The sequence below is a fragment of the Qipengyuania pacifica genome (genome assembly GCF_019857205.1).
In the GTDB taxonomy this organism is placed as follows: domain Bacteria; phylum Pseudomonadota; class Alphaproteobacteria; order Sphingomonadales; family Sphingomonadaceae; genus Qipengyuania; species Qipengyuania pacifica.
This window is the reverse complement of record NZ_JAHWXO010000005.1, coordinates 208,675-232,643: the sequence shown is the minus strand read 5'-3', so window position 1 is coordinate 232,643 and position 23,969 is coordinate 208,675. Positions and strand designations below refer to the sequence as shown.

Annotated in this window: 23 protein-coding genes and 1 tRNA gene; 2 read left to right on the top strand and 22 right to left on the bottom strand. The window is 61.1% G+C overall.

Features of this window, described 5'->3' with window-relative positions; genetic code table 11:
- Positions 1-11: 11 nt before the first annotated feature.
- From KYK83_RS10290 to KYK83_RS10250, 9 genes are read right to left on the bottom strand one after another with little or no spacing between them, the layout of a single operon-like run.
- Entirely contained in the window at positions 12-179 is a 168-nt protein-coding gene (locus KYK83_RS10290; RefSeq protein WP_222828161.1) for a hypothetical protein, read from the bottom strand.
- Entirely contained in the window at positions 176-943 is a 768-nt protein-coding gene (locus KYK83_RS10285) for an MBL fold metallo-hydrolase (RefSeq protein ID WP_196846169.1), read from the bottom strand. Before KYK83_RS10285 ends, KYK83_RS10290 begins: the two co-directional genes overlap by 4 nt.
- Positions 940-1,716: a TatD family hydrolase gene (locus KYK83_RS10280; protein WP_222828230.1), complete on the bottom strand. Its 777-nt coding sequence runs from the start codon at positions 1,714-1,716 to the stop codon at positions 940-942. Before KYK83_RS10280 ends, KYK83_RS10285 begins: the two co-directional genes overlap by 4 nt.
- Positions 1,716-3,275 (bottom strand): methionine--tRNA ligase, encoded by a 1,560-nt coding sequence (gene metG, locus KYK83_RS10275; protein ID WP_222828160.1) that lies wholly within the window; start codon positions 3,273-3,275, stop codon positions 1,716-1,718. Before metG ends, KYK83_RS10280 begins: the two co-directional genes overlap by 1 nt.
- The gene (locus KYK83_RS10270; protein ID WP_222828155.1) at positions 3,268-4,218 is read right to left on the bottom strand and encodes an AAA family ATPase; all 951 of its coding nucleotides are present in this window, start codon (positions 4,216-4,218) and stop codon (positions 3,268-3,270) included. Before KYK83_RS10270 ends, metG begins: the two co-directional genes overlap by 8 nt.
- Entirely contained in the window at positions 4,215-4,853 is a 639-nt protein-coding gene (tmk, locus tag KYK83_RS10265; protein WP_222828154.1) for a dTMP kinase, read from the bottom strand. Before tmk ends, KYK83_RS10270 begins: the two co-directional genes overlap by 4 nt.
- Positions 4,850-6,010, bottom strand: a complete 1,161-nt coding sequence (locus KYK83_RS10260) for a D-alanyl-D-alanine carboxypeptidase family protein (protein WP_248284382.1) — start codon at positions 6,008-6,010, stop codon at positions 4,850-4,852. Before KYK83_RS10260 ends, tmk begins: the two co-directional genes overlap by 4 nt.
- 34 nt (positions 6,011-6,044) lie before the next feature.
- The gene (locus KYK83_RS10255; protein WP_222828153.1) at positions 6,045-7,043 is read right to left on the bottom strand and encodes an SPOR domain-containing protein; all 999 of its coding nucleotides are present in this window, start codon (positions 7,041-7,043) and stop codon (positions 6,045-6,047) included.
- Entirely contained in the window at positions 7,027-8,049 is a 1,023-nt protein-coding gene (locus KYK83_RS10250) for a lytic murein transglycosylase (RefSeq protein WP_430299158.1), read from the bottom strand. Before KYK83_RS10250 ends, KYK83_RS10255 begins: the two co-directional genes overlap by 17 nt.
- A gap of 125 nt (positions 8,050-8,174) precedes the next feature.
- On the opposite strand from KYK83_RS10250, the gene KYK83_RS10245 reads away from it, so the two are divergent.
- A tRNA-Ser gene (locus KYK83_RS10245) sits at positions 8,175-8,264 on the top strand.
- Position 8,265: 1 nt separating this feature from the next.
- Here the strand turns inward: KYK83_RS10245 and KYK83_RS10240 are convergent.
- The 8 genes from KYK83_RS10240 to KYK83_RS10205 all read right to left on the bottom strand — a co-directional run bounded on the left by KYK83_RS10240 (position 8,266) and on the right by KYK83_RS10205 (position 16,038).
- Positions 8,266-8,445, bottom strand: coding sequence for a hypothetical protein (locus KYK83_RS10240; protein WP_222828150.1), 180 nt, complete (start codon positions 8,443-8,445; stop codon positions 8,266-8,268).
- An 87-nt stretch (positions 8,446-8,532) separates the two neighbouring features.
- A complete protein-coding gene (locus KYK83_RS10235) occupies positions 8,533-9,255 on the bottom strand; it encodes a sulfotransferase (RefSeq protein WP_222828146.1) in 723 nt (240 codons plus the stop codon).
- On the bottom strand, positions 9,252-10,178 hold the full coding sequence (locus KYK83_RS10230; RefSeq protein WP_222828145.1) for an aminotransferase class IV: 927 nt from the start codon (positions 10,176-10,178) through the stop codon (positions 9,252-9,254). The genes KYK83_RS10235 and KYK83_RS10230 overlap by 4 nt, the downstream gene beginning before the upstream one ends.
- The gene (locus KYK83_RS10225) at positions 10,175-12,031 is read right to left on the bottom strand and encodes a cation:proton antiporter domain-containing protein (protein ID WP_222828144.1); all 1,857 of its coding nucleotides are present in this window, start codon (positions 12,029-12,031) and stop codon (positions 10,175-10,177) included. Before KYK83_RS10225 ends, KYK83_RS10230 begins: the two co-directional genes overlap by 4 nt.
- A 28-nt stretch (positions 12,032-12,059) precedes the next feature.
- The gene (gene lpdA, locus KYK83_RS10220; RefSeq protein WP_222828143.1) at positions 12,060-13,472 is read right to left on the bottom strand and encodes a dihydrolipoyl dehydrogenase; all 1,413 of its coding nucleotides are present in this window, start codon (positions 13,470-13,472) and stop codon (positions 12,060-12,062) included.
- Positions 13,473-13,766: 294 nt separating this feature from the next.
- A complete protein-coding gene (locus KYK83_RS10215; protein WP_248284381.1) occupies positions 13,767-14,150 on the bottom strand; it encodes an acyl-CoA thioesterase in 384 nt (127 codons plus the stop codon).
- Positions 14,150-14,701 (bottom strand): hypothetical protein, encoded by a 552-nt coding sequence (locus KYK83_RS10210; protein ID WP_222828142.1) that lies wholly within the window; start codon positions 14,699-14,701, stop codon positions 14,150-14,152. The genes KYK83_RS10215 and KYK83_RS10210 overlap by 1 nt, the downstream gene beginning before the upstream one ends.
- Positions 14,698-16,038, bottom strand: coding sequence for a pyruvate dehydrogenase complex dihydrolipoamide acetyltransferase (locus tag KYK83_RS10205; protein WP_222828141.1), 1,341 nt, complete (start codon positions 16,036-16,038; stop codon positions 14,698-14,700). The genes KYK83_RS10210 and KYK83_RS10205 overlap by 4 nt, the downstream gene beginning before the upstream one ends.
- A gap of 134 nt (positions 16,039-16,172) precedes the next feature.
- Here KYK83_RS10205 and KYK83_RS10200 point away from each other — a divergent pair, with 134 nt between their 5' ends.
- On the top strand, positions 16,173-16,625 hold the full coding sequence (locus tag KYK83_RS10200) for a universal stress protein (RefSeq protein ID WP_103025024.1): 453 nt from the start codon (positions 16,173-16,175) through the stop codon (positions 16,623-16,625).
- Between the two features lie 107 nt (positions 16,626-16,732).
- Here KYK83_RS10200 and rnr read toward each other — a convergent pair whose 3' ends face one another.
- The 5 genes from rnr to KYK83_RS10175 all read right to left on the bottom strand — a co-directional run bounded on the left by rnr (position 16,733) and on the right by KYK83_RS10175 (position 23,967).
- A complete protein-coding gene (gene rnr, locus KYK83_RS10195) occupies positions 16,733-19,027 on the bottom strand; it encodes a ribonuclease R (protein ID WP_222828140.1) in 2,295 nt (764 codons plus the stop codon).
- A 43-nt stretch (positions 19,028-19,070) separates the two neighbouring features.
- Positions 19,071-20,612, bottom strand: a complete 1,542-nt coding sequence (proS, locus tag KYK83_RS10190) for a proline--tRNA ligase (RefSeq protein WP_222828139.1) — start codon at positions 20,610-20,612, stop codon at positions 19,071-19,073.
- A 48-nt stretch (positions 20,613-20,660) separates the two neighbouring features.
- Positions 20,661-21,203 carry a polyhydroxyalkanoate synthesis repressor PhaR gene (gene phaR, locus KYK83_RS10185; RefSeq protein ID WP_103025026.1) on the bottom strand — a complete coding sequence of 181 codons (543 nt, stop codon included), beginning with the start codon at positions 21,201-21,203 and terminating at the stop codon, positions 20,661-20,663.
- A gap of 75 nt (positions 21,204-21,278) precedes the next feature.
- Positions 21,279-22,313 carry an alanine racemase gene (gene alr, locus KYK83_RS10180; protein WP_222828138.1) on the bottom strand — a complete coding sequence of 345 codons (1,035 nt, stop codon included), beginning with the start codon at positions 22,311-22,313 and terminating at the stop codon, positions 21,279-21,281.
- A gap of 7 nt (positions 22,314-22,320) precedes the next feature.
- Positions 22,321-23,967, bottom strand: a complete 1,647-nt coding sequence (locus KYK83_RS10175; protein ID WP_222828137.1) for an MFS transporter — start codon at positions 23,965-23,967, stop codon at positions 22,321-22,323.
- Positions 23,968-23,969 lie beyond the last annotated feature (2 nt).

Below are 23,969 nucleotides of genomic sequence, written 5' to 3'. Positions count from 1 at the left end.
TGTGGGTCGAGTTAGCGTACGATGTCGACGAATAAAATGACGATGGCGAATATACCCGCCCATGCACCGGCCATATAAAGCCCTTTCTTCCAGTTCACGTCGCGCGAGCGAAATGACCATGCGACCAGTATCAGAAAGCCAGTCAACGAAATCAGCGACACGATCTGATACTCGTTCATACTTCGAGGCCCAATCCATCGAAGCCGACCACGACGTCTTTGGGCACTTCATCGCACAGCGTTCGATAGTCCATGCTCTTGTCCATATGAGTGAGGACGGTCTTCCGAGCCTTGATCTTGCGCGCGAGATCGATTGCCATCTCGAGATGCGCATGCGTTGGATGAGGACGGCGGCGCAGGCAGTCTACGACGAGAAGATCAGGTCCTTTGAAGCACTTGATCATTTGCGGGGTGATTTCGCTGAAATCCGTCGCATAGACGAGAGATTTGCCATCTGCCTCAAAGCGAAATCCGGTGCTTGTTACCGGCCCGTGCGGCATCTCGACGAACTGAAAGGAAAATCCCGCAACCAACTGGGCATCCTTGACATTCTTCAGACCAATCAGTGTGGGATATCCGAACTGGCCTTCGAATATATAGTCGAACCGCCGACGCAGCCGCTCGCACGTTCCTGTGTTGGCGAAGCCTGGTAAGGGATTGCTTCGATCGTAACGCATGACGCGAAGATCATCGATTCCGTGGCAATGATCGGCGTGATCATGCGTCCAGAAGACGGCGTCCACCTTTTCGATGTCATTTGCCAGTAGTTGAGCCCGCAGATCCGTCGATGTGTCGACGAGGATCCGCTGTCCAGCATCATTCTCAACGATGATCGACACGCGGGTACGGCGATTGCGCGGTTCGTTCGGATCGCATTCGCCCCAGTCGTTACCGATACGGGGCACCCCCGTGGAGGTACCCGAACCGAGCATAAGGAGCTTCACGGTACCGCCTTGCTGAAGAGCGCATAAAAATTCCGGGTCGTGTATTCAGCCAGGCTGTCGAGACTTTCGCCGCGAAGGTCCGCCAGGAATGTTGCCGTATCATGCACGAAACCGGGTTCACATGTCTTGCCACGGTGAGGAACCGGAGCAAGGAACGGGCTGTCGGTTTCGACCAGTAGACGGTCTTGAGGAATGGCTTTGGCAAATTCCTGCAGGTCGCGAGCATTCTTGAACGTAACGATGCCCGATATGGAAATGGACAGCCCAAGATCGAGTACCTGCTGACCAAAGTCGGCCGATGCAGTGAAGCAGTGAATGAGGGCTGGAAAGGCCCCCTTCCCCATTTCATCCTTGAGGATGGCAAGAGTGTCATCCTCTGCATCACGCGTGTGAATGATTACAGGAAGCTGCAGCTCTCTCGCGACATCGATGTGAAGGCGAAACAGGTGCTTCTGCGCCTCGCGGTCGGAATGATCATAGTAATAGTCGAGACCGGTTTCACCGATGCCGATGACCTTCCCACCCTTCGCCGCAGCCAGGAGGTCAGCCCTTTCGAGCTCTGAATGCTCATCCGCATGATGCGGGTGAATGCCGACACTGGCGTAAACATCCGCCGTTTTCTGCGCCGTGCCCACGACCTGCGCCCATTCGGCTTGTTTCGTCGAAATATTGAGAAAGGCCTCAACCCCTACACCGCGCGCACGATCGAGCACGGCTTCCTGTTCGTCGACCAGCCCCTCATATTCCAGGTGACAATGGCTATCGACCAGCATCACGCAGCCTCTTCGGTGGGAAGTTCCAGGCGCGGAAAGATAGGGGTAGGTTTGTCGATTGCATGATCGGCGGTTACCAATTCGCCAAACCAGCTCTGGTCCGAAAGATCGGCGTAACTACGGCGATCGGTTGAAATGCCGAGCTGATCAAGCACCGCAGCTGCTTTTTCCGGTACAACCGGTTGGATCGCAATAGCGAGATCGCGGATAGCAATAAACAAGGTCTGCAGTACCGCCTTCATCCGCTCGGGGTCAGTTTTCTTGAGCGCCCAGGGCGCCTGTTCATCGACATAGGCATTGCAGGCATAAACGGCCCTGAGCCATGCTTCGATCCCAACGGAGAAGTTCAGCTTCTCGAATTCTCGCGGCAGTTCGGTTGCGCACGCTTCAGTGACCTTTGCCAGAAGCTCATCATCGGCGGGCTGCGTTTCGAACTGCTCCAGCTTCCCATCCATATTCTTGGCGATCATCGACAATGTACGCTGTGCGAGATTGCCGAAGCTGTTGGCGAGTTCAGCATTCACCTTGTTTACAAGAGCTTCTGCCGAATAGCTGCCGTCCTGGCCGAAGGTTACCTCTGCCAAAAGGAAGTAGCGCAGCGCATCGACGCCGAATGTTTCGGCAAGTTCCATCGGGTCGGTGACATTCCCGAGCGACTTCGATTCCTTCACACCCCGGTTGAGCAGGAAGCCATGGCCGAACACCTTCTTCGGCAGCGGCAGATCCGCGCTCATCAGGAAAGCTGGCCAGTAGATCGCGTGGAAACGAACGATGTCCTTGCCGATCAAGTGCAGATCGGCAGGCCAGAACTTGTCCCATAATTCGCCACCATCCGGATAACCGAGGCCGGTGATGTAGTTCGTCAGAGCATCCACCCAGACGTACATCACGTGGCCGTCATTATCGGGAACCTTCACACCCCAATCGAAGCTGGTTCGGCTGACGGACAAATCCTGCAATCCGCGCTCGACGAAGGCGACCATTTCGTTACGGCGACTCGCCGGCTCGATGAAGCCTGGTGCGTTCAGCACGTCCAGAAGCGGTTCGGCATATCTCGACAAACGGAAGAACCATGTCTCTTCCTCCGTCCATTCGACAGGTGTTCCCTGCGGGGATAGCTTTTCGCCCCCCTCCCCTTCGACGAGTTCCTTTTCGTCGTAGTAAGCCTCGTCACGTACGGAATACCAGCCTTCGTAGCGATCGAGGTAAAGATCGCCTTTGGCTTCCATCGCCCGCCAGATTGCTCGGCTGGCGCGATGATGATCGTCATCGGTCGTTCGAATGAACCGGTCATAGGATATGTTCAGAACATCGAACAATTCCTTGAAATACCCGGACATTTCATCAGCTAGCTCACGCGGACTCTGGCCCAGATCGCGAGCTTTCTGCGCCATTTTGAGGCCGTGCTCGTCTGTTCCGGTTTGAAAACGAACGTCGCGTCCGCGCAAACGTTGGAAACGGGCGACAACATCTGCTGCAATCGTCTCATAAGCATGGCCGATATGCGGCTTGCCATTGGGATAGTGGATTGCGGTGGTAAGGTAATACGGTTCAGCCATCGGCTCGCTCGCTAGCGGTGGCAGCGTTGGCGAGCAAGGTACCGATTTCCATTGCGAGCAATCCGGCGTCGAAATTATAGGTCGGTTGTTCGCCGGTGAGGCGGACCAGCTCACTGTGCGTGTCGATTATCCGGCGCGGGTCGGACAGATTGTTCTCAAGCCTCTGACCCACCACCGATCTCGCAAGTTCCAGCACGGCGCGGATGCGATTGCGATCGGGGCGTCCGCCGATCAGGCCTGCCAGTGTCCCGCGCATTCGAAAATCGGGGTCACCCCGATCAAGAATAGCGCGCATTTCCTGGGCGACTTTGCCGAGTTCCATATCGACGAATTCGAGAGCGGCCCCGGGCGATCCTGCTGCCGCGGCAATCGCCGCAGACCGGGTGGCATCATCGGCGCCCGGGGACAACTCTATCAGCAGTCGGTTCATCTCGTTATCGCTGACGGTCGGGAAGCGAAGGACGCGGCAGCGCGAACGGATCGTGGGCAGTAGCCGGGCAGGACTATGCGCAACCAGCAGGAAGTACGTGCCAACGGGCGGCTCCTCGAGGCTCTTCAGCAGAGCGTTCGCTGCGTTTCTCTCGAGATCGTCCGCCGGGTCGATAATGATCGCCCGCTTTTCGCCCATGGTCGGCCGCGTGCTCAGCCGACTTTGCATGGCGCGGACTTGGGAAATCCGAATTGAGCGAGCCAGTTCGAAGGACTTTCCTTCGGCGCGTTTACGCTCTTCCTTGTCGTCCTTCGGCGCGAAGGAGAGGACGTGAATATCGGGATGCTGGTCTGCCTGTCCATCGGCCCCGACCAGTTCGCGAGCAGCGGCAAGCGCGAATGTGGCCTTGCCGACGCCGCGCCGACCGGCGAGCAGCCATGCATGATGCATTCTGTCCCCGGCCATGGCCTTGTGCCATTCGCGCCAAGCTGCTTCATGGCCGAGCAGGGTCATGCCGTAACCTCGAACCGCTGCGAAATGGCAGCGACAACCTGCTGATGAACCTCTTCGATCGATCCGGAACCATCGATGACGGCAAACCGGTCCGGTTCGGTATTGGCGAAATCGCGAAACGCCGCGTTCACCGCCGCGTGGTAATCTGCGGCTCGCCCGCCAATGGCGTCGCTCGTGTCGCCATCACGCTTGGCCAGGCGCGCGGCGACCGCATCATTCGGCGCATCGATCAGGAGCGTCAGATCGGGAAGCAGCCCGGCGCTACCGATCCGGTGAAGCTGGCTGACTCTATCGTCGCCCAATCCGCCCGCGATCGCCTGATAGGCACGGCTCGAATCGATAAAGCGATCACACACAACCCAGGATCCCGCCTCGAGTGCCGGCCGGATCCTGCGCGCGACGTGATCGGCGCGGGCGGCAGCAAACAGCAGCGCTTCGGCCTCGGGCGTCCACCCCTCCCCCGGAGGTGACAACAGCAGATTGCGGATAGCTTCGGCACCTGGAGTGCCGCCGGGTTCGCGCGTCAATTCAACCTTGATTCCATCCCGCTGCAGCCAATCCGAGAGCAATCGGGCTTGGGTCGACTTGCCCATCCCCTCGCCGCCTTCGAAGGCGATGAAGCGGCCACGGGTCACGTTGCCCAACCCTTGAAGGCATTGAACACACGCTGGAGCGCAGTCGCTTCGATGACCTCCTCTCCTGCTACCAGAGGCACGCGGTGCTGGGGCATGCCGGCGATGGAGACGACCAGTTCGGCCACCTCCTCCCCCTTGGCAACCGGCGCTTGCAATGGCCCTTCGTATCGCAAGGACAGGGAAACGTCCGGATTGCTGCCACGGGGAATGGATATCCGCACGCCGCGCGGGGCGATCAGCCTGACTTCGGATACTCCGCCGTCCTGTACCTGCGCGCTGGCCACGCGCTCCCCTTCTCCGAACAGGACGCGGCTTTCGAAATTGCGAAAACCCCATTCGATGAATTCACGCGCCGCCTTGTTCCGGCCCCTGCCGGTCGGACTCGCTGCGACGACCATCACAAGCCTCTGACCGTTCCGCTTCGCCGAGCCGAGAAAGCCGTAGCCTGCCTGATTGGTAAAGCCGGTCTTGATACCATCGGCGCCCTCAACGACACCGGATATGGGGTCGTGATTGCGCTGTTCGATGCCGTTGTATTTCAGACCCGTCGCGCCCACGAAATGCCGATATTTGGAGGGATGCCGCGTGACCATGGCTTGCGCCAGCGTGCCGAGATCGCGGGCGGTCACGAAGGTCTTTCCGCCGTCCATCCAGCCATTGGGCGTCCCGAAATGGCTATTCGACATTCCGATCGCATGAGCCCTCGAATTCATCGCGGCGACCCAGTCCTCGACCGATCCGGCCGCACCTTCTGCCAGCACGACGGCTCCGTCATTGGCTGAAACGGTGGTGATGCCATGCAAGAGATCGTCGACCGTCACGCGAGCGTCGGCGGGGAGAAACATGGTCGAACCCTTGCGGTTCCATTTGCGGAACGTGTCCGGTCGAACACCATAGACTTGCTGAGGGAACAGACGGCCCTCTTCCATCCATTCGAACGCCAGGAACGTGGTCATCACCTTGGTGATGGACGCGGGCATGAAGCGGCGGTCAATGTCGCGTTCGTACAGCACCTGTCCGCTGGACGTATCGAGCAGATAGGCGATCGGCGCATCCTGCACATCGGGAATCCGCGCAGTCACCTTGTTCTGCGCACCCAGAGGTGTTGCGATATGAATCGTCGTCAGCAGAGCCAGCGACATCAGGCGGTTACGCAAGTTTGCTCCCGTGCCGGGCGAGAGCCGCGGCCTGTCAGTCCAGTGAATGTATCAGAGCATCGCTATAACCGCGCGCGCGCAGCTTGGCGAGCGCCTGTTCGGCCTGTCCACGGCTTGTGAAGGGCCCGACGCGAACCAAGGAGAACCGACCGCTGGTAGCGATGCTGCCATCGACCTCACGCGCAAGCTTCTCGGCATTGGCGCGGATGGCAAAAGCACCGAGCTGCACGACATAGCCACCTTCCGCAGTTGGCGGGCTTGATGGTTGGGCCGGTTCAGCAGCACCTTCACCTGCTTCGGCCAATTCGACACCTGGCGTCATGGGCGCGGCGACTGCAGCCTGCTCGACGTCCTCCGGCTCAGTCCGCTCTGACGTCATGACGGCTTCGCTTGTCGGGTCAATTGCCATCACAATGCTTTCGGTTGGTTCCTTGCCGCTGACCATAGCCTGGCGCGGATCGCCAAGCGGCGCGGCGCCCTGTTCCGGCAAGCGTCGGCGCAGGACCTCGAGCAGACCAGCGGGCGTGTCCATGCGAAGGGGGGCTTCATTTCCGGCACGAAGGTCCGCCCGATGGTCTTCGGGCGGATTTACGCGTCGCATGCGGATCGGTGCTCCTGCGACAACGCCCAACTGCGCTAAAGTGGGTGCAGACAGGGCCACCAGGCCGTCGCCGGTCATCGGCCCGCGCCGTTCAAGCCTAACGAGGATTGTTCGGCCGCTATCCAGCGATGTCACCTCGACATAGCTGGGAAGCGGCAGGATGCGGTGCGCTCCGGTTATGCCCGACGCGCCAGGGGCGTCTTCGGTCACATAGCCGACCTGATCGTAATTCATCGTGTCGATCGGCGTGTAAGTAACGCCGTCGATCACATAAGGCTCGCCGATTACCACCGGGTAATCCGCTGCCGGACCGGTCCTGACAGACGAGGAGGTATCGTCCGGCTGGTCCTTGGCATAGCTCGTGCCACCGGCAGGCGCGAGCGCAACCAATGCAGTCACTACGGCAAGCGTAGTCTTAATTGGCGATTTCATCAGCGAGCAGCCCCACACTCATCGCGTAATAGTTCGAGCAATTATACTCGAGGATGACCCGATAGTTCGAAGTCAGCAGCCATGCCGGCGTACCCGGCCCATCAGGCTGGAACAGCGTCGCGAGCGTATCATCACCAATCGCGCGTTGTGGTTGGATGCCGAGGCTGCGCCATTCGCGGACCGGCTTGTAAACGCTATGGCGCTCGTGAACGCGCGAGCAAACCGGGGCAACGATGGGGCTGCGGTAGGCGTTCACGTTGAAGCCAGAGGGAACCGAGGCGCGTACACCCCAAGGTTGACCGTTGCGCCATCCGGCATCGCGGAAATAATTGGCGATAGAGGCCAGCGCATCAGCGCTATTGTTCATGATATCTGCCCGGCCATCACCATCGCCATCCGTTGCTAGCCGCAGATAGACCGACGGCAGGAATTGCGGATTGCCGAAGGCACCTGCCCAGCTGCCTTTCAGTTCGTTACGCGAGTAGCCCTTGTCAGCCACTTTCATGAGCGCAACCCATTCGCTCGCAAACAGATCGCGGCGGCGACCTTCCCAAGCGAGGGTAGCCAGCGATTGCGACAAGTCGAAGCCACCCTTCACGGCACCGTAGGCTGTTTCATGCCCCCAGATGGCGACGAGAATTTCGGCCGGAACGCCATATTGCCGTTCGATCGCCCGTAAAGGGCCAGACCAGGTCGCGCGGGCACTGCGCCCACCGCTGATCCGTGCCGAATCGACATGCGTGGCGATGTAAGGCGCGAGCGGAGGATAGCCGGAGCCACTCGACGAGCCAGGCTGGCTCTGATCGAGTTCGATCACACGACTGCTTGGTTGAAGACCCGACGTCATTCGTTGCAGCGTAGCCTCGCTGACCCCTTCCGCCCGCGCGCGCGCAATGAGCAATTGCAGGTATGCATCGAAACTCAGATTGTCCTGAGCATTCGCTGGCATACCTGGGAGCGCGAGTGCTAACGCCCCGAGGGCGGCTAAAAATCTTTGAAAAATCATGAGGAGGTTGTCGCAGAGTGAAGCTGAACCGCAAGTGTCATCTGTCGTTTACGGAGAACCCGCTATCGATGTTCCCGCAAAGACGTGACAAATCGAAAAGATACGACTAGCTAGCCTCGGCTCGCGGACAGGTGGCAGAGCGGTTGAATGCACCGGTCTTGAAAACCGGCAAGGGTGCAAGCCCTTCGTGGGTTCGAATCCCACCCTGTCCGCCAGCTACTCCGCCTGCAATGGTGCGCCCGAAAAGGCGCCGCTGCGATCATGCTCCCGATGGCCTGCCTGGCGCGTGCTTCGCAGCCTTTCCAGAGCGACATGGTCTTCGACCAATCCGCCGTCCCGGTTGGCATGATCGCTCTCTTCGAGGCCCTGCGGGTCATCCCTGATTTCATATTCCATCTCTGTCTCCTCGGGGAAGGAAACGAACGGTGCGAAATCCGGCGCAAGAGGTTGCGATGAAACGATTTTACTTTGCGACAGGATGCATCACAAGGCGTGTTGCAACAGGGCCTCGTAATCCTCACGGCATTCGGCCGCCACATCGGCAAATGCCCCCTCCAATTGTGGCAGGTCCGCGGGTGGTTTACCGAAGCCAGTCGACGCGTTGACCTTGTCGTACCAATGCCGGCCCCAAATGCCGTCTTCGGGGTGTGGACCGGTTTGCCAATGCAACATCGAAGTGTCCCAACCGATGCCCAAAGCCGCACAAAGCTTTTCCAGCATCATTGGCGGATCATTGAGGATGGCATCTGAGTCCACGACGGGCGGGACGGTCCCCTTACGCTCCCGCTCGTAATCGAAATACCGCCGCAAACGGGAGAAACCAAGCAGTTCGGCACGCCGCAGTTCATTCTTCTGCTGGTAACTTGCAACGACCCGTTCCGGCGCTCTTATCAAGAAGGCGTGCCGGTGGTCGGGCATGTCGGCAATCGACACCGGGCCTACCATGTGGTGCGGCATGTGCTTCTGGTACCAGACCGGTTCGCCACCGGGCGGGGGCCCGGATTGGGTGGCCAGCACCGAATGCCAGTCGCAATCCATATCGGCGATCGTTTCGGCTGCCAGCGGATGCGGTTCTCCGGTCGCCTTCAGGAAGGCACCGTAGAATGGCTCGTCCGAAACCGCACAGTCGGGGCGCGCACCGAAACTGCGCATCATCGCGGTCGAGATGTTGCGCGGGCCGGACCACATTGCGATGCGAATGGTCATGGACGGCTCCTTCCACTCACCTCGTCAGCAAGACGCGCCAGATAGAGCTGTTGCAGCCGCTCGACCATCGGGCCGCGTTCTTCGCCAATCACCCGTCCGTCGATCGACCCGATGGGCGCTACGCCGGCGAAGGTGCCGGTGGTGAAGGCTTCGTCCGCGCCATAGACATGGGTCAGCGAGAAGTTGCGTTCGCGCACGGTAATTCCTGCCTTCCGCGCGATCTCGATGACGACCCCGCGCGTGATCCCGTCGAGGCAGTAGTCGCCGCTGGAGGTCCACACCTCCCCATCCTTGACGATGAAGAAATGCGTGGAATTGCAGGTCGCGACAAACCCGTGCGGATCGAGCATCAGCCCCTCGTCGGCACCAGCCTGCGCCGCCTGAATGCATGCAGTTATGCAGTTGAGCTTGCTGTGCGAATTCAGCATCGGGTCCTGAACGTCGGGATAGCCCCGGCGCACGTGGACAGTGGCCAGCGCGAGCATCCGTGTTGCGGTTTCGGGTGCAGGCTCCTTCCATTCCGGGATGATCACAATGGTGGCAGGCGTCACCACCACTCGAGGGTCCTGATATGGCGTCGAACGGATGCCGCGCGTCACCATCAGGCGGATATGGACGCCATCGCCATGCATGCCGTTTGCATCGAGTACGGCGTAGAGGCGGCGTTCCAGTTCTTCGCGCGAGACGCCGATATCCATGTGGATGGCCTTCGCTCCGCGCCACAGACGGTCGAGGTGCCGATCCAGGAAGGCGAGGCGGCCATGATGCAGGCGAATGCCTTCCCATACGCCGTCGCCCAGCATGAAGCCGCTGTCGAAGACGCTGATCTTTGCGTCCGGTCGCGGGAAGTGGTCCCCGTTGATGTCGATGACGACCGATGCGTTGCGATCATCAGCTACGTAATTGTGGGTGCCTTGTGTCATTGACCTCTCTTGACGATCTCATCCATCTGTTCGCGCAGGACCGGATCCCATCTTGCACGCAATTCCCTGATCTTCGCCACCAGCGCCTCGTTTTCCATCGGCGGTATGTCCATGTCGTAGACCTCGGCGATTTCGAGCATCGAACTGCGGTCCATTTCCTCGAAGGCGCCGGCCATCGCGATGGCATTCTGGCGGTCTACGCCCAGCGCCTCATATGCGGATCGCCCGATACGAATGCTGGCATCGTAGGTTTCGCGGATAACGTCGCGGCAGCCATAAGCCCACAGTTCGTAGACATGGTTGCGATCTTTCGCCCGGGCGATGACATGCAGGTCCGGGAAGGTCTGCACGGCGTATTTCACAAGCTTGTCGATCTGTTCGCGCTCATCCAGTGCGACGACCAGCAGCTTCGCGCGGGCGATGCCTGCCGCGTGGAGCAGATCGGGGCGTGTCGCATCGCCGTAATAGGTGCGGACGCCGAACTTTTGCAGGATCTCCAGATGGCTGCTGTCGTAATCGACCACGGTTGTGGTGTAACCGGCCGTCTGGAGCATGCGATCGACGATCCCGCCAACCCGGCCGCGACCGGCGATAATGATCTCGTTCTCTTCATCGATGGCGTCCGGTTCGCGTTCCATCCCCTTGCAGTAGGAATGGGCAATGACCTTGTCGTAGAGAATGAAGAGCAGCGGCGTGACCAGCATGGTCAGGGCCACGACCAGCAGCATGAGATCGGCCAGGGCGCTGTCGATGACGAAATTGGCAAGCGCGAAGGCAATCAGCACGAAGGCGAATTCGCCGGCCTGTGGAAGGCTGAGGCAGAAGAGCCAGAGCGCCTGTTTGCGCAGGCCGTAAAACCACCCGACAGCAGCCAGCACGATGAACTTCGCAGCGATGACAACTGCCGCCCAGAACACGACTTCTTGCCATATCTGCGCAGCAAGGTCGAAATCGATGCCAGCGCCGACGGTGATGAAGAAGAGGCCCAGCAGCAGGCCCTTGATCGGATCGATATCGCTTTCCAGTTCGTGCCGATATTCGCTGGTCGCAAGAACGACACCCGCCACGAAGGCGCCGAGCGCCGGGGAGAGGCCCACAAGCGACATCAACAGGGCGATGCCGATCACAACCAGCAGGGCAGCGCCGGTGAACAGTTCACGCAAGCGGGCGGCGGCAATGAAGCGGAACAGGGGGCGAATAGCGTAGATGCCGATGACCACCACCGCGGCGACCGCGCCGATGCGGGCGATGGCGGCGAGCCACATCGGCATGGAGGCGGTGAGGTCAATTCCGTGATGCGCGCCTGTACCGACGGGGCCGCCACTCGACGCATAGAGATCGGGCATGGCCAGCAGCGGCAGGAGAGCGAGGATGGGGATGACCGCGACGTCCTGGACCAGCAGGACCGAGAAGCTTGCTTCACCGCCTTCGGTGCGCATGAGTTTCTTCTCGGTCAGCGACTGGACGATGATCGCAGTCGACGACAGGGCCAGGATCATGCCAATCGCCACCGCCGTCTGCCATGGCCGGGCATCGAGCAGGGCGATGCCGGTAATGACCGCAGTCGTCAGGATGACCTGCCCGCCGCCCAGCCCCAACAGCTTGCCGCGCATGTCCCACAGGCGGCGCGGTTCCATTTCGAGGCCGATGATGAAGAGCATCATCACAACGCCGAATTCGGCGAAGACCTGCAGGGCCACGACATCGACGTTGAGGGCGGCCAACAGAGGCGCGATCGCCATGCCAGCCAGCAGGTAACCGAGCACGGAGCCCAGCCCGAACCGCGTGGCGAGCGGTACGGACACGACCATCGCCACGAGGATCAGGAAGGCGAGTATCAGGAAACCGGTCATCTCGCCCTCCCCCTATGTGCAGCGCAGGCTAGATATGCAGTGCGCGCCCGTAGCTCGCAAGCACGCTCTCGTGCATGCTTTCGCTGATCGTCGGGTGCGGGAACACGGTCTGCATCAGTTCCGCTTCGGTGGTCTCGAGCGTCTTGCCGACGACGAAGCCCTGGATCATCTCGGTCACTTCGGCTCCGACCATGTGCGCGCCGAGCAGTTCGCCCGTCTTCGCATCGAACACGGTCTTCACGAAGCCTTCCGCCTCGCCCAGCGCGATGGCCTTGCCGTTGCCAATGAAGGGGAAGGTCCCCGCCTTCACGTCGTGGCCTGCTTCCTTCGCCTTGGCTTCGGTCAGGCCGACGCTGGCGATCTGGGGGTGGCAATAGGTGCAGCCCGGGATGTTGCCCCGATCGAGCGGGTGGGGATGGACATCCTTGTTGCCAAGCTCTTTCGCAATCGCTTCGGCAGTGGTGACGCCTTCGTGGCTCGCCTTGTGCGCCAGCCAGGGGCCGGGCGTGCAGTCGCCGATGGCCCACAGGCCCTTGGACTTCGTGCGGCCGTAGTCGTCGATCTGGATGAAGCCCTTTTCCATATCCGCCAGCTTGTCGAGGCCGATGTCTTCCGTGTTCGGCACGATGCCGATAGCGGTGATGCAGTGACTGAATTCGGTTTCGGTGACCTTGCCCTTGCTGTCCTTGATCTTGGCCTTCACGCCCTTGTCCGAAACCTTGAGGTCTTCGACGCCGGCGCCGGTCATGATGGTCATGCCCTGCTTGGTCAGGCTCTTCTCGAGGAAGGCCGACACGTCCTTGTCTTCCACCGGCACGATCCGGTCGAGCATTTCGACCACGGTCACATCGCAGCCCATGTCGTTGTAGAAGCTGGCGAACTCGATGCCGATCGCGCCGCTGCCGATGACGAGCAGCTTCTTGGGCATTTCCTTGGGCGTCATGGCATGGCGATAGGTCCACACGCGCTTGCCGTCCGCCTTGGCGAAGGGCAGGTCGCGCGCCCGGGCACCGGTGGCAACGATGATGTGCTTGGCGGTAAGCTTTTCCTCGCCCTTTTCGCCCTTCACCGTGAGGCTGGTCGGGCCGGTCAGCGTGCCCTCGCCCATGTGCACGGCGATCTTGTTCTTCTTCATCAGATGCGTGACGCCCTGATTGAGCTGCTTGGCGACGCCGCGGCTGCGCTTCACGACCGCTTCCAGATCGGCCTCGATCTCGCCCGCGATCTTGAGGCCGTAATCCTTCGCGTGCTGCGCGTAATGCAGGATCTCCGCCGAGCGCAGCAGCGCCTTGGTCGGGATACAGCCCCAGTTGAGGCAGATGCCGCCCAGCAGTTCGCGTTCCACGATGGCGGTTTTGAGCCCGAGCTGCGCGCAGCGGATAGCCGCGACATAGCCGCCGGGTCCGCTGCCGAGCACGATTACGTCGTATTTGTCAGCCATGATTCGTACCTGTCAGTTGTGTGTTCGCCCGAGACATGGACCGGGTGTTACACAGTCCAGAGGCAAAAGAAGTCGGCTTGTGCGCAAAGGTGTCAGCTTGCCGGGATTTGGTGTCGGCTTGCGCCTTCGGCGTGTCGCTTTGCGCGGCCTGCCTGTCGGCTTGCACAGTGAAAATGTCGGCTTGGCGCAGCCGGGTGTCGGCTTGCGGAGCGCCTGCGCAAGGTGCAGCGTCGATGGGCGATATCGGGGTCATGATCGCACCCATCGCATATTCGCAGTCCTGTAGGACAGCGCTCATGCCCACCGCTCCGCCACTGCACGGGGCCGGTCGTTTTCATCGAGCAGGACGAATTTGAACGTGCCCTGCCCGACCCTCGTTTCCGCATCGCCATTCCGCTCGCGCGCGATCGCTTCGGCGGAGATGGTGAGCGAAGTGTTTCCTGTGGCTTCGATTGCGCAATAGACCGACAGTTCGTCCCCCACCGACATCGCGCCGGGAAAGGCGAAGTCAGTGGCCGAGACGACCACGGCCTTGCCCTTCCCTTCACGACTGGCGAGGCTGCCGGCGCCAAGCGCCATCTGGCTCATCAGCCACCCGCCGAACACCCCGCCATAGGGGTTGAGGTCGGTCGGCATGGCCGTGACGCGAATGAACGGGGTGCGACTGTCCCCGGTCATCAGCGCTGGCTGAGGATCAGGGTGATGCCGTCGTACCAGTTCACCGTCACGGTGCCATCAGGCTGAGTGGCAAAGGATGGCTCATCCGCGCTCGAGGGACCGAAGAACTGCCCATCGGAGCAACGCAAGGCGAAGCGGCCTTCCGACGCGGTAACGCGTTCCGGCGATGAACAATTGTCGCCGAAACTATATGCCTTCAACGTCGTCCCGATGGCATTTCCCTGCCACTGCACGTCATCGTCGGACACCACCAGTTGGAGCGAACGCGCGGCTTCGAGTTCGGCGTCGCCGATCGCCTGGACGCCGCCAGGTCTGGTCAGACGCGTATCGACTACCTGCCAGGTTCCGGATGCAAGCGGCGCGGCCGCATCCGATCCGGGCGTGGTGGTCGGGGCGGTTGTTTCGGTCGGCTCCGTCGCTGTGTCCGCCGGTGCGCTGGAAGCAGGCTGATCCGGCGTCATCTCCGCCTGTTCGTCCACGTCGCCGCCATTGGAGCAGGCAGCGACCAGAGCAAGGGTGGCCAGCGGTACGATGTGCTTCAACATTTTCATACAACCAGTCCCATCGGGTTTTCGATCAGGTTCTTGAACGCTTCCATCAGTTGCGCGCCGGTAGCACCATCGATGGCGCGGTGATCGAAGCTGCCGCTGGCGGTCATCACCGTGGCGACCTGCAATGCGCCGTCGACGACATAGGGGCGCTGTTCGCCAGCACCCACGGCCATGATCATGCCCTGCGGCGGGTTGATGACCGCGTCGAACTGCTTGATGCCGAACATGCCGAGGTTGGACAGGCTGGCAGTGCCGCCCTGATATTCGTGCGGCTGCAGTTTTCCTTCACGGGCCTTCTCGGCCAGTTCCTTCATATGGGCGCTGATCGAGGCAAGACCGCGCGTATCGGCTTCCGTGATGATCGGCGTGATGAGGCCGCTGGGGGCAGCCACCGCGACCGAGACATCGGCACGGCTGTAACGGTGCAGCGTATCGCCCTGATAGCTGACGTTGCAATCGGGCACGCGCATCAACGCGCGGGCCAGTGCCTTGATCAGCAGATCGTTGACCGACAGCTTGACCCCATCCGCTTCCAGACCGGCATTGAGCTGTTTGCGCAAGTCGAGCAGCGCATCGAGACGGATGTCCACGGCAAGGTAATAATGCGGGACCTGCTGCTTGCTCTCGGTGAGGCGGCGAGCGATGACCTTGCGCACGTTGGAGAGCTTTTCTTCCTCGTAAGGCGCGCCGTGATCGCTGGCGGGTGCCTTTGCGGAAGATTTCGCTCCGTCCTTGTCCTTGGGAGGGGAGGTATCGGCAGCGGATTTGGCCGAGCCGCCTTCTGCGCTTTCGACATCTGCCTTCACGATCCTGCCACGCGGACCGGAGCCGGTTATGGTGGAAAGATCGACGCCGTTCTGCTCGGCGATGCGGCGGGCCAGGGGGGATGCAATGATGCGTTCGCCGCTATCGTCCTTGGGAGCGGCGGGTGCCTTGGTATCGGTATCCACCGATGCGCCTGCGGGCTTGGCGCTTTCGCGCGGTGCGGCCTTGGCCGGTTCCGATTTGTCTTCGGATTCGTCCCTGGCGGGTTTTTCTTCGGCAGGCTCTTCATCGCCGGATGGAGCGGCGGCTGCCGCCTCGTCCACATCTTCGCCTTCTTCGGCGAGAATGGCGATCACCGTGCCGACCTTTACACCTTCGGTCCCTGCCTCGACTGCGATCGAGGCAATGGTGCCTTCGTCCACAGCTTCGAATTCCATCGTCGCCTTGTCGGTTTCGATTTCGGCCATGATGTCACCGGCGCTGACCGTATCACCCGGCTTCACAAGCCATTTGGCGAGCGTGCCCTCCTCCATGGTGGGCGAAAGGGCGGGCATCTTGATCGGCGTTGGCATGGCTGTTTACGTTACGTCCTCGCTGGGGAGATTGTGCGCCCGCACCTCTGGCGAAAAGGTGCGGTCCTCGCAAGGTCCTTGCGCAGAATACGAATTAGCGAGTAATCCGCAGCCGAGGGAGACGGGGAGCAGATATGCGTACTTATCTAGTCGTGATGGATGAAACGGACGAAGCGAAGCAGGCCTTGCGCTTTGCATCGCTGCGGGCGCAGAAAACCGACGGTTCGGTCCACATCCTCGCCCTTGTCCCGCAGCAGACCTTCAACGCATTCGGCGGGGTTCAGGCGACCATCGAACAGGAAGCGCGCGAACGTGCCGAGGTCATGGCCAACAGCGCAGCCGGGAATATTTTCGGCGAAATGGGCAAGATGCCCACCATCGCCGTTCGCCCCGGCCCGCCGGCGGACGTCATCCGCAAATATATCGAGGAGCATGGCAACATCGCCGCGCTGGTGCTGGCGACGAGTGCCGAAGGGGGCTCCGGCCCGCTGGTGACGCATTTCGCAGGCCATGCGGGGCACCTGCCCTGCCCGCTCTATCTCGTGCCTGGCGGGCTGAGCCGCGAACGGATCGACGAACTGGCCTGAAGCGCTTCGTCTTCAGGGATCATTGCGAAAAGCCGCGGGCCGTGCGGACGCCCCAAGGGGTTGCCGCCCAGGCCCTGCGGGGTTGCTCGCGATAAGGGGGGCGGCCGCTACTTGCGGCGGCCCTGATGGCGGATGTTGCCGGGTCGTCCGCGCTTGCCCTGATCGTGCGTCTGACGCGGTGCGCCCGCACCTTTCTTCTGATGGGTGCGCTTCTTGGGCGCAGGACGATTGCCGCGCGGTTCGATACCTTTGCCATCGCTGTCCGGCACTTCGAATTTGAGCGCGCCGGTCAGCGCGTTGGCTTCTGCCAGCTTCAGCTTCAGCCGATCGCCCGTAGCATATTCGGTACCGGTCTTTTCACCGACGAGCTTCTGCGCCTTTTCGTCATAGGTGAAATATTCGCGGCCCAGCGTGCTGACGGGGACGAGGCCGTCACCGCCCAGCTTGTCGATAGTGGCGAAGAAGCCGAAGCCCTGAACGCCGGTGATGCGGGTGTCGAATGTCTCGCCCACACGGCCCGAGAGCCACGCCGCGACATAGCGATCGATCGTATCGCGCTCCGCCTCCATCGCGCGCCGTTCGGTCTGGCTGATCGCATCGGTGATCTGATGCAGCGCATCCCTGTCGCGGTCGGATAGACCCGTACCGTCCGGCAGATCGATCTTGGGCTTGGGTTGTTCCAGCTTGTAGGCATCCACGAGCGCGCGGTGCACGAGAAGATCGGCATAACGGCGGATCGGCGACGTGAAGTGGGCGTAGCTGCCGAGCGACAGGCCGAAGTGCCCTGCATTGGCCGGGCCGTAATAGGCCTGCGTCTGGCTGCGCAGCACGGCTTCCATGATCAGCGCCTTTTCGGCGGGATCCGACACGTCCTTGAGCATGCGGTTGAACAGGCCCGGCGTGATGACCTGACCCAGCGCGAACTTGCGCCCCTGACTGGCGAGATATTCCTTGAACGCCATCAGCTTTTCGCGGCTCGGCGTCTCGTGGATGCGGTAGACGACCGGCGCAGCCTTAGCCTCCAGCGCCTTGGCGGCAGCGACATTGGCGGCGATCATGAAATCCTCCACCACGCGGTGCGCATCGAGCCGTTCGCGTATGGCGATTTCCTCGATCACGCCTTCGTCGTTAAGCCGCACCTGCCGCTCCGGCAGTTCGAGGTCGAGCGGGTCGCGCGCCTGGCGGGTCTTGAACAGCAGTTTCCACGCGCCCCACAGGTTCTGCAGATATTCGGGCGCCTCGCCTGCATCGATCGCCGCCTGCGCGTCTTCATAGGCGATGTTGCGGGCCAGACGGACAATGGCGCGGGTAAAGCGCCAGTCGCTGATCCTGCCTTCCGCGTCGATGCGGATGTGACAGGCCATGGCCGCACGATCCACGTCTTCCTTGAGACTGCAGACGTCGGCGCTCAGCACCTCGGGCAGCATGGGGACGACGCGGTCGGGAAAATAGACCGAATTGCCGCGTTTGCGCGCTTCGCGATCGAGCGCGCCGCCCGGGCGGACGTAATAGCTGACATCGGCAATCGCGATGATGGCGCGATAACCGCCCTTCCCGTCCGGCTCGGCCCAGATGGCATCGTCATGATCGCGGGCATCGGCCGGGTCGATAGCGACGATGGGAACATCGCGCAGGTCTTCGCGGTGCTCGCTCGAAAGCGGCAGGTCGACTGCGCGCTCCGCCTCGGCGATGGTTTCCTGCGGAAAGACATGCGGGATGCCATGCTTGGCAATCGCGATCAGGCTGAAGGCCTTGGGGGCCAGCGGATCGCCGATCACCTCGACGACCTTGACCTTGGAGCGGGCGGATTTGCCCATGCGCTCGGCCAGCACCAGTTCGCCTTCCGCGGCCTCGCCGACATCGCCGATGGGGGCAGAATCGCGCACGCGCTTGTCGACAGGGGCCAGCCAGTAATTGCCGCTACCGTCCTTCTCGACCACGCCCATCAGACCTTCGGTGCGCGCAGGCAGCTTCTTGATCGGCGTGGCGCGCCACCCGCGTTCGGTTTCCTCGTTACGCGCAAGGATGCGATCGCCGCGTTTGAGCGCGGCCATCTTCTTGCTTTCCTTCACCATTAGGCGAGGCGGCTTTTCCTTGGTGTCGGGCGACCAGTTTTCGGGCTCGGCAACAGGCTCCCCATCCTCGATCGCGACGATCTTGAGGACGGTCACCTTGGGCACGCCGCCCATGCGGTGATAGGCCGTGCGCTTGCCATCGATCAGGCCTTCTTCGGCCATGTCCTTGAGGCGCTTTTTCAGCGCGATCTTTTCCTGCCCCTTGAGCCCGAAAGCCTTCGCGATTTCGCGCTTGCCCGCAGGTGTCTCGGAGGCCTGGATGAATTCTAGAATCTGTTCTTTGTTCGGCAGTCCCTTGGGCTGCCGGTGCTTGTTCTGTTTTGTCATGCGCGCGATATGGGGACGATCCGCCCCCATGTCACGGTGTGGATCAATACGCCTTGGCGAGAAGCACGCGCTCTACCGCCGGTTCGCCGGTGAAGATGCAGGCGCCGTCAACCGGCGCTGCGTCCATCGGGACATTACGTATCGTGAGCTTGTGCTCTTTCAAGCGTTCGACGACCTTTTCGAGAGCGTCACCCGTGGGCTTGGACCACTGGACTTCGACCCAGCCCGGGTAGCGGGATGCGCCGAAGTGATCTTCAACCGCTGCAAAATCGGTGATGCCGCGGGTCACGTTGGCATCGCGCCGCTCGGCAGCCTGCGTGAGCAGCGCGCTCTGCATATCGGCGAGAACGTCGGGGATGGTCTGCCCGGCAACTTCGCGGGTCGGGTTCTGGAAATCGACCTTGCCGGTTTCGCTATCCCACAGGCGGTCACGGCGAAGCATGCTGACAACGCCGTTTTCCATGTCGCGGCCGCCGACCTCGACGATGATCGGAGCGCCCTTGCGCACGTAATCCCACCGCTTCTGGGCAGCCTTGCCGGGCCGCGTGTCGAGAAGCACGCGCAGCGGTTCGCCGAAGGCGCTCTGCCCGGCGAGGGTGGCACGCAAGGCTTCGCAATATTCGATCAGCGCATCGTCTTCCGGCTTGTCGCGCAACATGGGCAGGATCACGACCTGCTGCGGTGCGATCTTGGGCGGGAGACGCAGGCCATCATCGTCGCCATGCGTCATGATGACGCCGCCGACCATGCGGGTCGAGACGCCCCAACTGGTCGTGTGGGCGAGGCTTTCACTGCCTTCCCTGTTCTGGAACTTGATGCCGCTGGCCTTGGCGAAATTGGTACCGAGATAATGGCTCGTTCCAGCCTGCAATGCCTTGCCATCCTGCATCATCGCTTCGATGGACCAGGTTTCGACTGCGCCGGGAAACCGTTCGTTCTCGGGCTTTTCACCGGCAGTGACTGCAAGCGCGAGATCTTCGTCCGCAAAGGCGCGATAGACCTCCAGCATGGTGAGGGTGTGGTCCTTCGCCTCGGCCTCGTCAGCATGGGCGGTATGGCCTTCCTGCCAGAGAAATTCGCTGGTGCGCAGGAACATGCGCGTGCGCATTTCCCAGCGCACGACATTGGCCCACTGATTGAGCTTGAGCGGAAGATCGCGCCAGCTCTGGACCCAGCGCGCCATGGCATCGCCAATAATCGTCTCCGAGGTCGGCCGTACAACCAGCGGTTCTTCCAGCTTGGCCTCCGGATCCGGAATAAGGCCGCCATCCTTGCCAGCAATCAATCGGTGATGCGTGACCACGGCCATTTCCTTGGCAAAGCCTTCGACATGCTCTGCCTCACGCTCGAAATTGGAGAGCGGTATGAAGATCGGGAAATAGGCGTTGGCGTGGCCGGTTGCCTTGATCCGGTCATCCAGCAAGCGCTGCATGCGCTCCCATATGCCGTAGCCCCAGGGTCGGATGACCATGCAGCCACGCACACCCGATTCTTCGGCCATTTCGGCAGCGCTGATGACTTCCTGGTACCAGGCTGCAAAATCATCGTCGCGCTTGGTGTTCAAGGCATGGCGTATCTGGGCCACGTTATATTCCCGTAATTGCTGGTCGGATCGGCGGGCGGGCCGATGCCGCTATTTGCTCATCTCGTCCAGCTTCTTCTGCATTTCGGCCATTTGCCGGCGCATCTGAGCCAGGTCATCCGACTGATCGTCCCGCGCCGGCTTGCGCGTTGCCGGAATGAAGGCTTCCGCAGCGTTCTGCATCATCTTGAAATTGGCTTCGGCCATCTTGGCCAGCGGATTGCTTTCGATACCCTTCGCGAAGGCCGCCTGGAGTTGTTCGCGATTCTTGCGCAGGTTCGTCATGCTTGCTTCAAGATAGCTTGGCATCATCGCCTGCATGGAATTGCCATACATGGAAATGAGATCGCGCAGGAAACTGACCGGCAGCATCTGCGTACCGTGGCTTTCTTCCTCTACGATGATCTGCGTCAGGATCGTATGGGTGATGTCGTCACCGGTCTTTGCGTCGAGCACGTGGAAATCCACATTCTCGCGGACCATCTTCGCAAGATCGTCCAGCGTGATGTAACTGCTCGTATCGGTATTATAGAGCCGCCGGTTGGCGTACTTCTTGATGATGATCGCTTCGCCTTCGGCGGTCCTCTTGGCCATGCCAGCATGCTCCCAAATTGTGCATTGCGAGATACTTAGCACGTGCAAAATGTGCAGCGCAACGTCACCTAAACGTCAACCGAAACGCTGCCCCAGAACCGTGAGCAATTCATATTGCGAAAGAGAGGTTTGCTGCGCAGCATCGGGCAACCAATAGGGCAATTCTACCCAGTCCCCTTCGCCCAGTTCCGGCGCAGCGGTCAGGTCGATCACGATCATGTCCATGGAAACTTTGCCGAGTATCGGAAGCGGCGTTTCGCCCCACCGGAAATGCGCGCCGGCCCAGCTGCGCAGGATGCCGTCTGCATAACCGAGGGAGACAACCCCCGCTTTCATGCGGGCAGGCGCGGTAAATGTCGCATTATAGCCGACCTTGTCCCCGGCCTGCAGTTCCTTCACCTGAATGAGCGAAGCTTCCGGACGGGCTACCTGCCGTATCGGTCCGTCCAGTTCGGCGCGCGGGACCCCGCCATAGAGCGACAGACCCGGACGCGTCAGATCGAAGGCATAATCCGCGCCAAGGGCGATGCCTGCGCTGTTGGCCAGACTTGTCCGCTGGTGCCGAATGGCTGGAATGCAGGCGCGAAAGTCTTCGAGCTGTTGTGCGTTCATAGGACTGTCTTCGTCCGCGCAGGCGAGGTGGCTCATGAGAATATCGACATCGAGCGCCTGAATGACAGGATCGGCGATGTCGGCAGGCGAAATGCCGAGCCGGTTTATCCCCGTATCGACCATCAGGTGGCATGATCCCCCGCCGCCATCCTGCCAGATCCTTGCCTGCCTGAGATTGTCGATCACCGGGCTGACGTATGTAGCGCGGGCGTATGCTGCCTCTTCTGCACTAAGGACGCCGTGAAGTACGCTGACCTGCGTCGCAGGGACGTGGCGAAGAACCGCGGGAACTTCGCTCCAGTGGGCAACGAAGAAATCCTGGCAGCCTGCATCGCGCAGTTTCGGCACGCAGCGATCGACACCGAGCCCGTAACAGTTTGCCTTGACCGCGGCGCCTGCCCGGCCACTGCCCGACATCGCATTCAGCGCCTGCCAGTTTTGCGTCAAAGCGTCGCTATCGATGCTCAGCCGCAAAGTCGGCGGCGGACAATCTGTCATGGAGTACTCACGGAAAGGAAGGCGTAACCGGCGGCGTCTGTTCGCCATCTTCGAAATCTCGCGGAGGCCCATCGGGAAGACCCCACCACGCAACGATCAGGCCGAATCCGACCACCGCCATCGTGTACCAGAGCCCCGCATATGCGTCACCCGTCATCGCCACAATATAGCCCGCAATCAGCGGCAGGAACCCGCCCAAATAGCCCGCGCCGATGTGGTAAGGTATCGACATTGAACTGTAGCGGATCTTGGCCGGAAACATTTCCGAAAGCAGGGCGGCAACCGAACCGAATGTCAGGGCCGACAACATACCCAGCACCAGCAGCAGCCCGATGATCCCCGCGATGTTGACCAGGGGCGGGAATTGCCGCGTGAAATCGTAGCCGTTGGTTTCGAGCCAGCCCTGCACGATCGCCCGCCGGGTGTTGTCCGGAATATCGTCATAGACGTAAGTCGCAGAACCGATCGACAGGCCAGAGGCCGGATCGTTATCGATGGTATAGGGAACTCCGAGAGCGGTCAGATCCTGCAGGACGCGCCCACACGGGCTTGCCTGGATTTCCGCGAAAGGATCGTATTCGCACCGCGGCCCGGCGACCGTGATCGGCGCTGCCTGCGCACTTGCCTGAAGCCCCGGATTGGCCAGTGCGCCGATCGCCCAGAAGATCGGAAACAGCAGCGCCAGCGCTGCTGCCGCGCCGATGATGATGGGTTTTTTCCTCCCCACCCTGTCGGACCATTTTCCAACGACAAGATAGAAGCTCATGGCGATGGCCCCGGCGATCAACAGCATCCATTCGACCAGGGTTTCGTCCACCCGCATGGGACCGCGCAGGAACGACAGGCCCGAAAAGAACGCCGTGTACCAGATCGTGGTCAGCACGCCGGTTATGCCGAACAGAGCCACAAATATCCTCTTGGGATTGCCGGGGTAGGTCAGACTTTCCTTGAACGGGTTGGTGCTGGTCTCGCCGGCCGCTTTCATCGCCTGAAAGACGGGGCTTTCAGACAGCTTCAGCCGCATCCACAGCGAAATCCCGAGGAGGACAATCGAAAGGAGGAATGGGATACGCCAACCCCACGCCGCAAAGTCTTCCGGGGAGATCAATGTCCGGCACGCGATGACCACTAGGATCGACAGGACGAACCCGCCGACGACGCTGGCTTGAATAAAACTGGTGTAGAACCCCCGTTTCTCAGGCGGTGCGTGCTCGGCAACGTAGATCGCCGCTCCGCCATATTCGCCGCCGAGTGCGAGTCCTTGCAGAATGCGCAAACCTATGACGATTATCGGAGCCGCCAGGCCGATGCTCGATGCGCTGGGGATGAGCCCGACACCGGCAGTGGCAATCCCCATCAGGGTAACAGTCACAAGGAAGGTGTATTTGCGCCCCAGCCTGTCTCCAAGAAAGCCGAACAGGATCGCACCAAGGGGGCGAAAACCGAAGCCGACTGCAAATCCTGCCCATACGAGCAGGATTTCGAGTGTCTCGTTGTCGCTCGGGAAGAAGGCCGCGCCGATCAATGCGGCAAGCGTGCCGTAAATGAAGAAGTCGTACCATTCGAAGATCGTACCGGCGCTGCTCGCAGCTATGACAAGGCGGATTTCCTTGTCCGTGGGCTCCCGGTTAACCGCCGCCACAGTCTCGACCATCT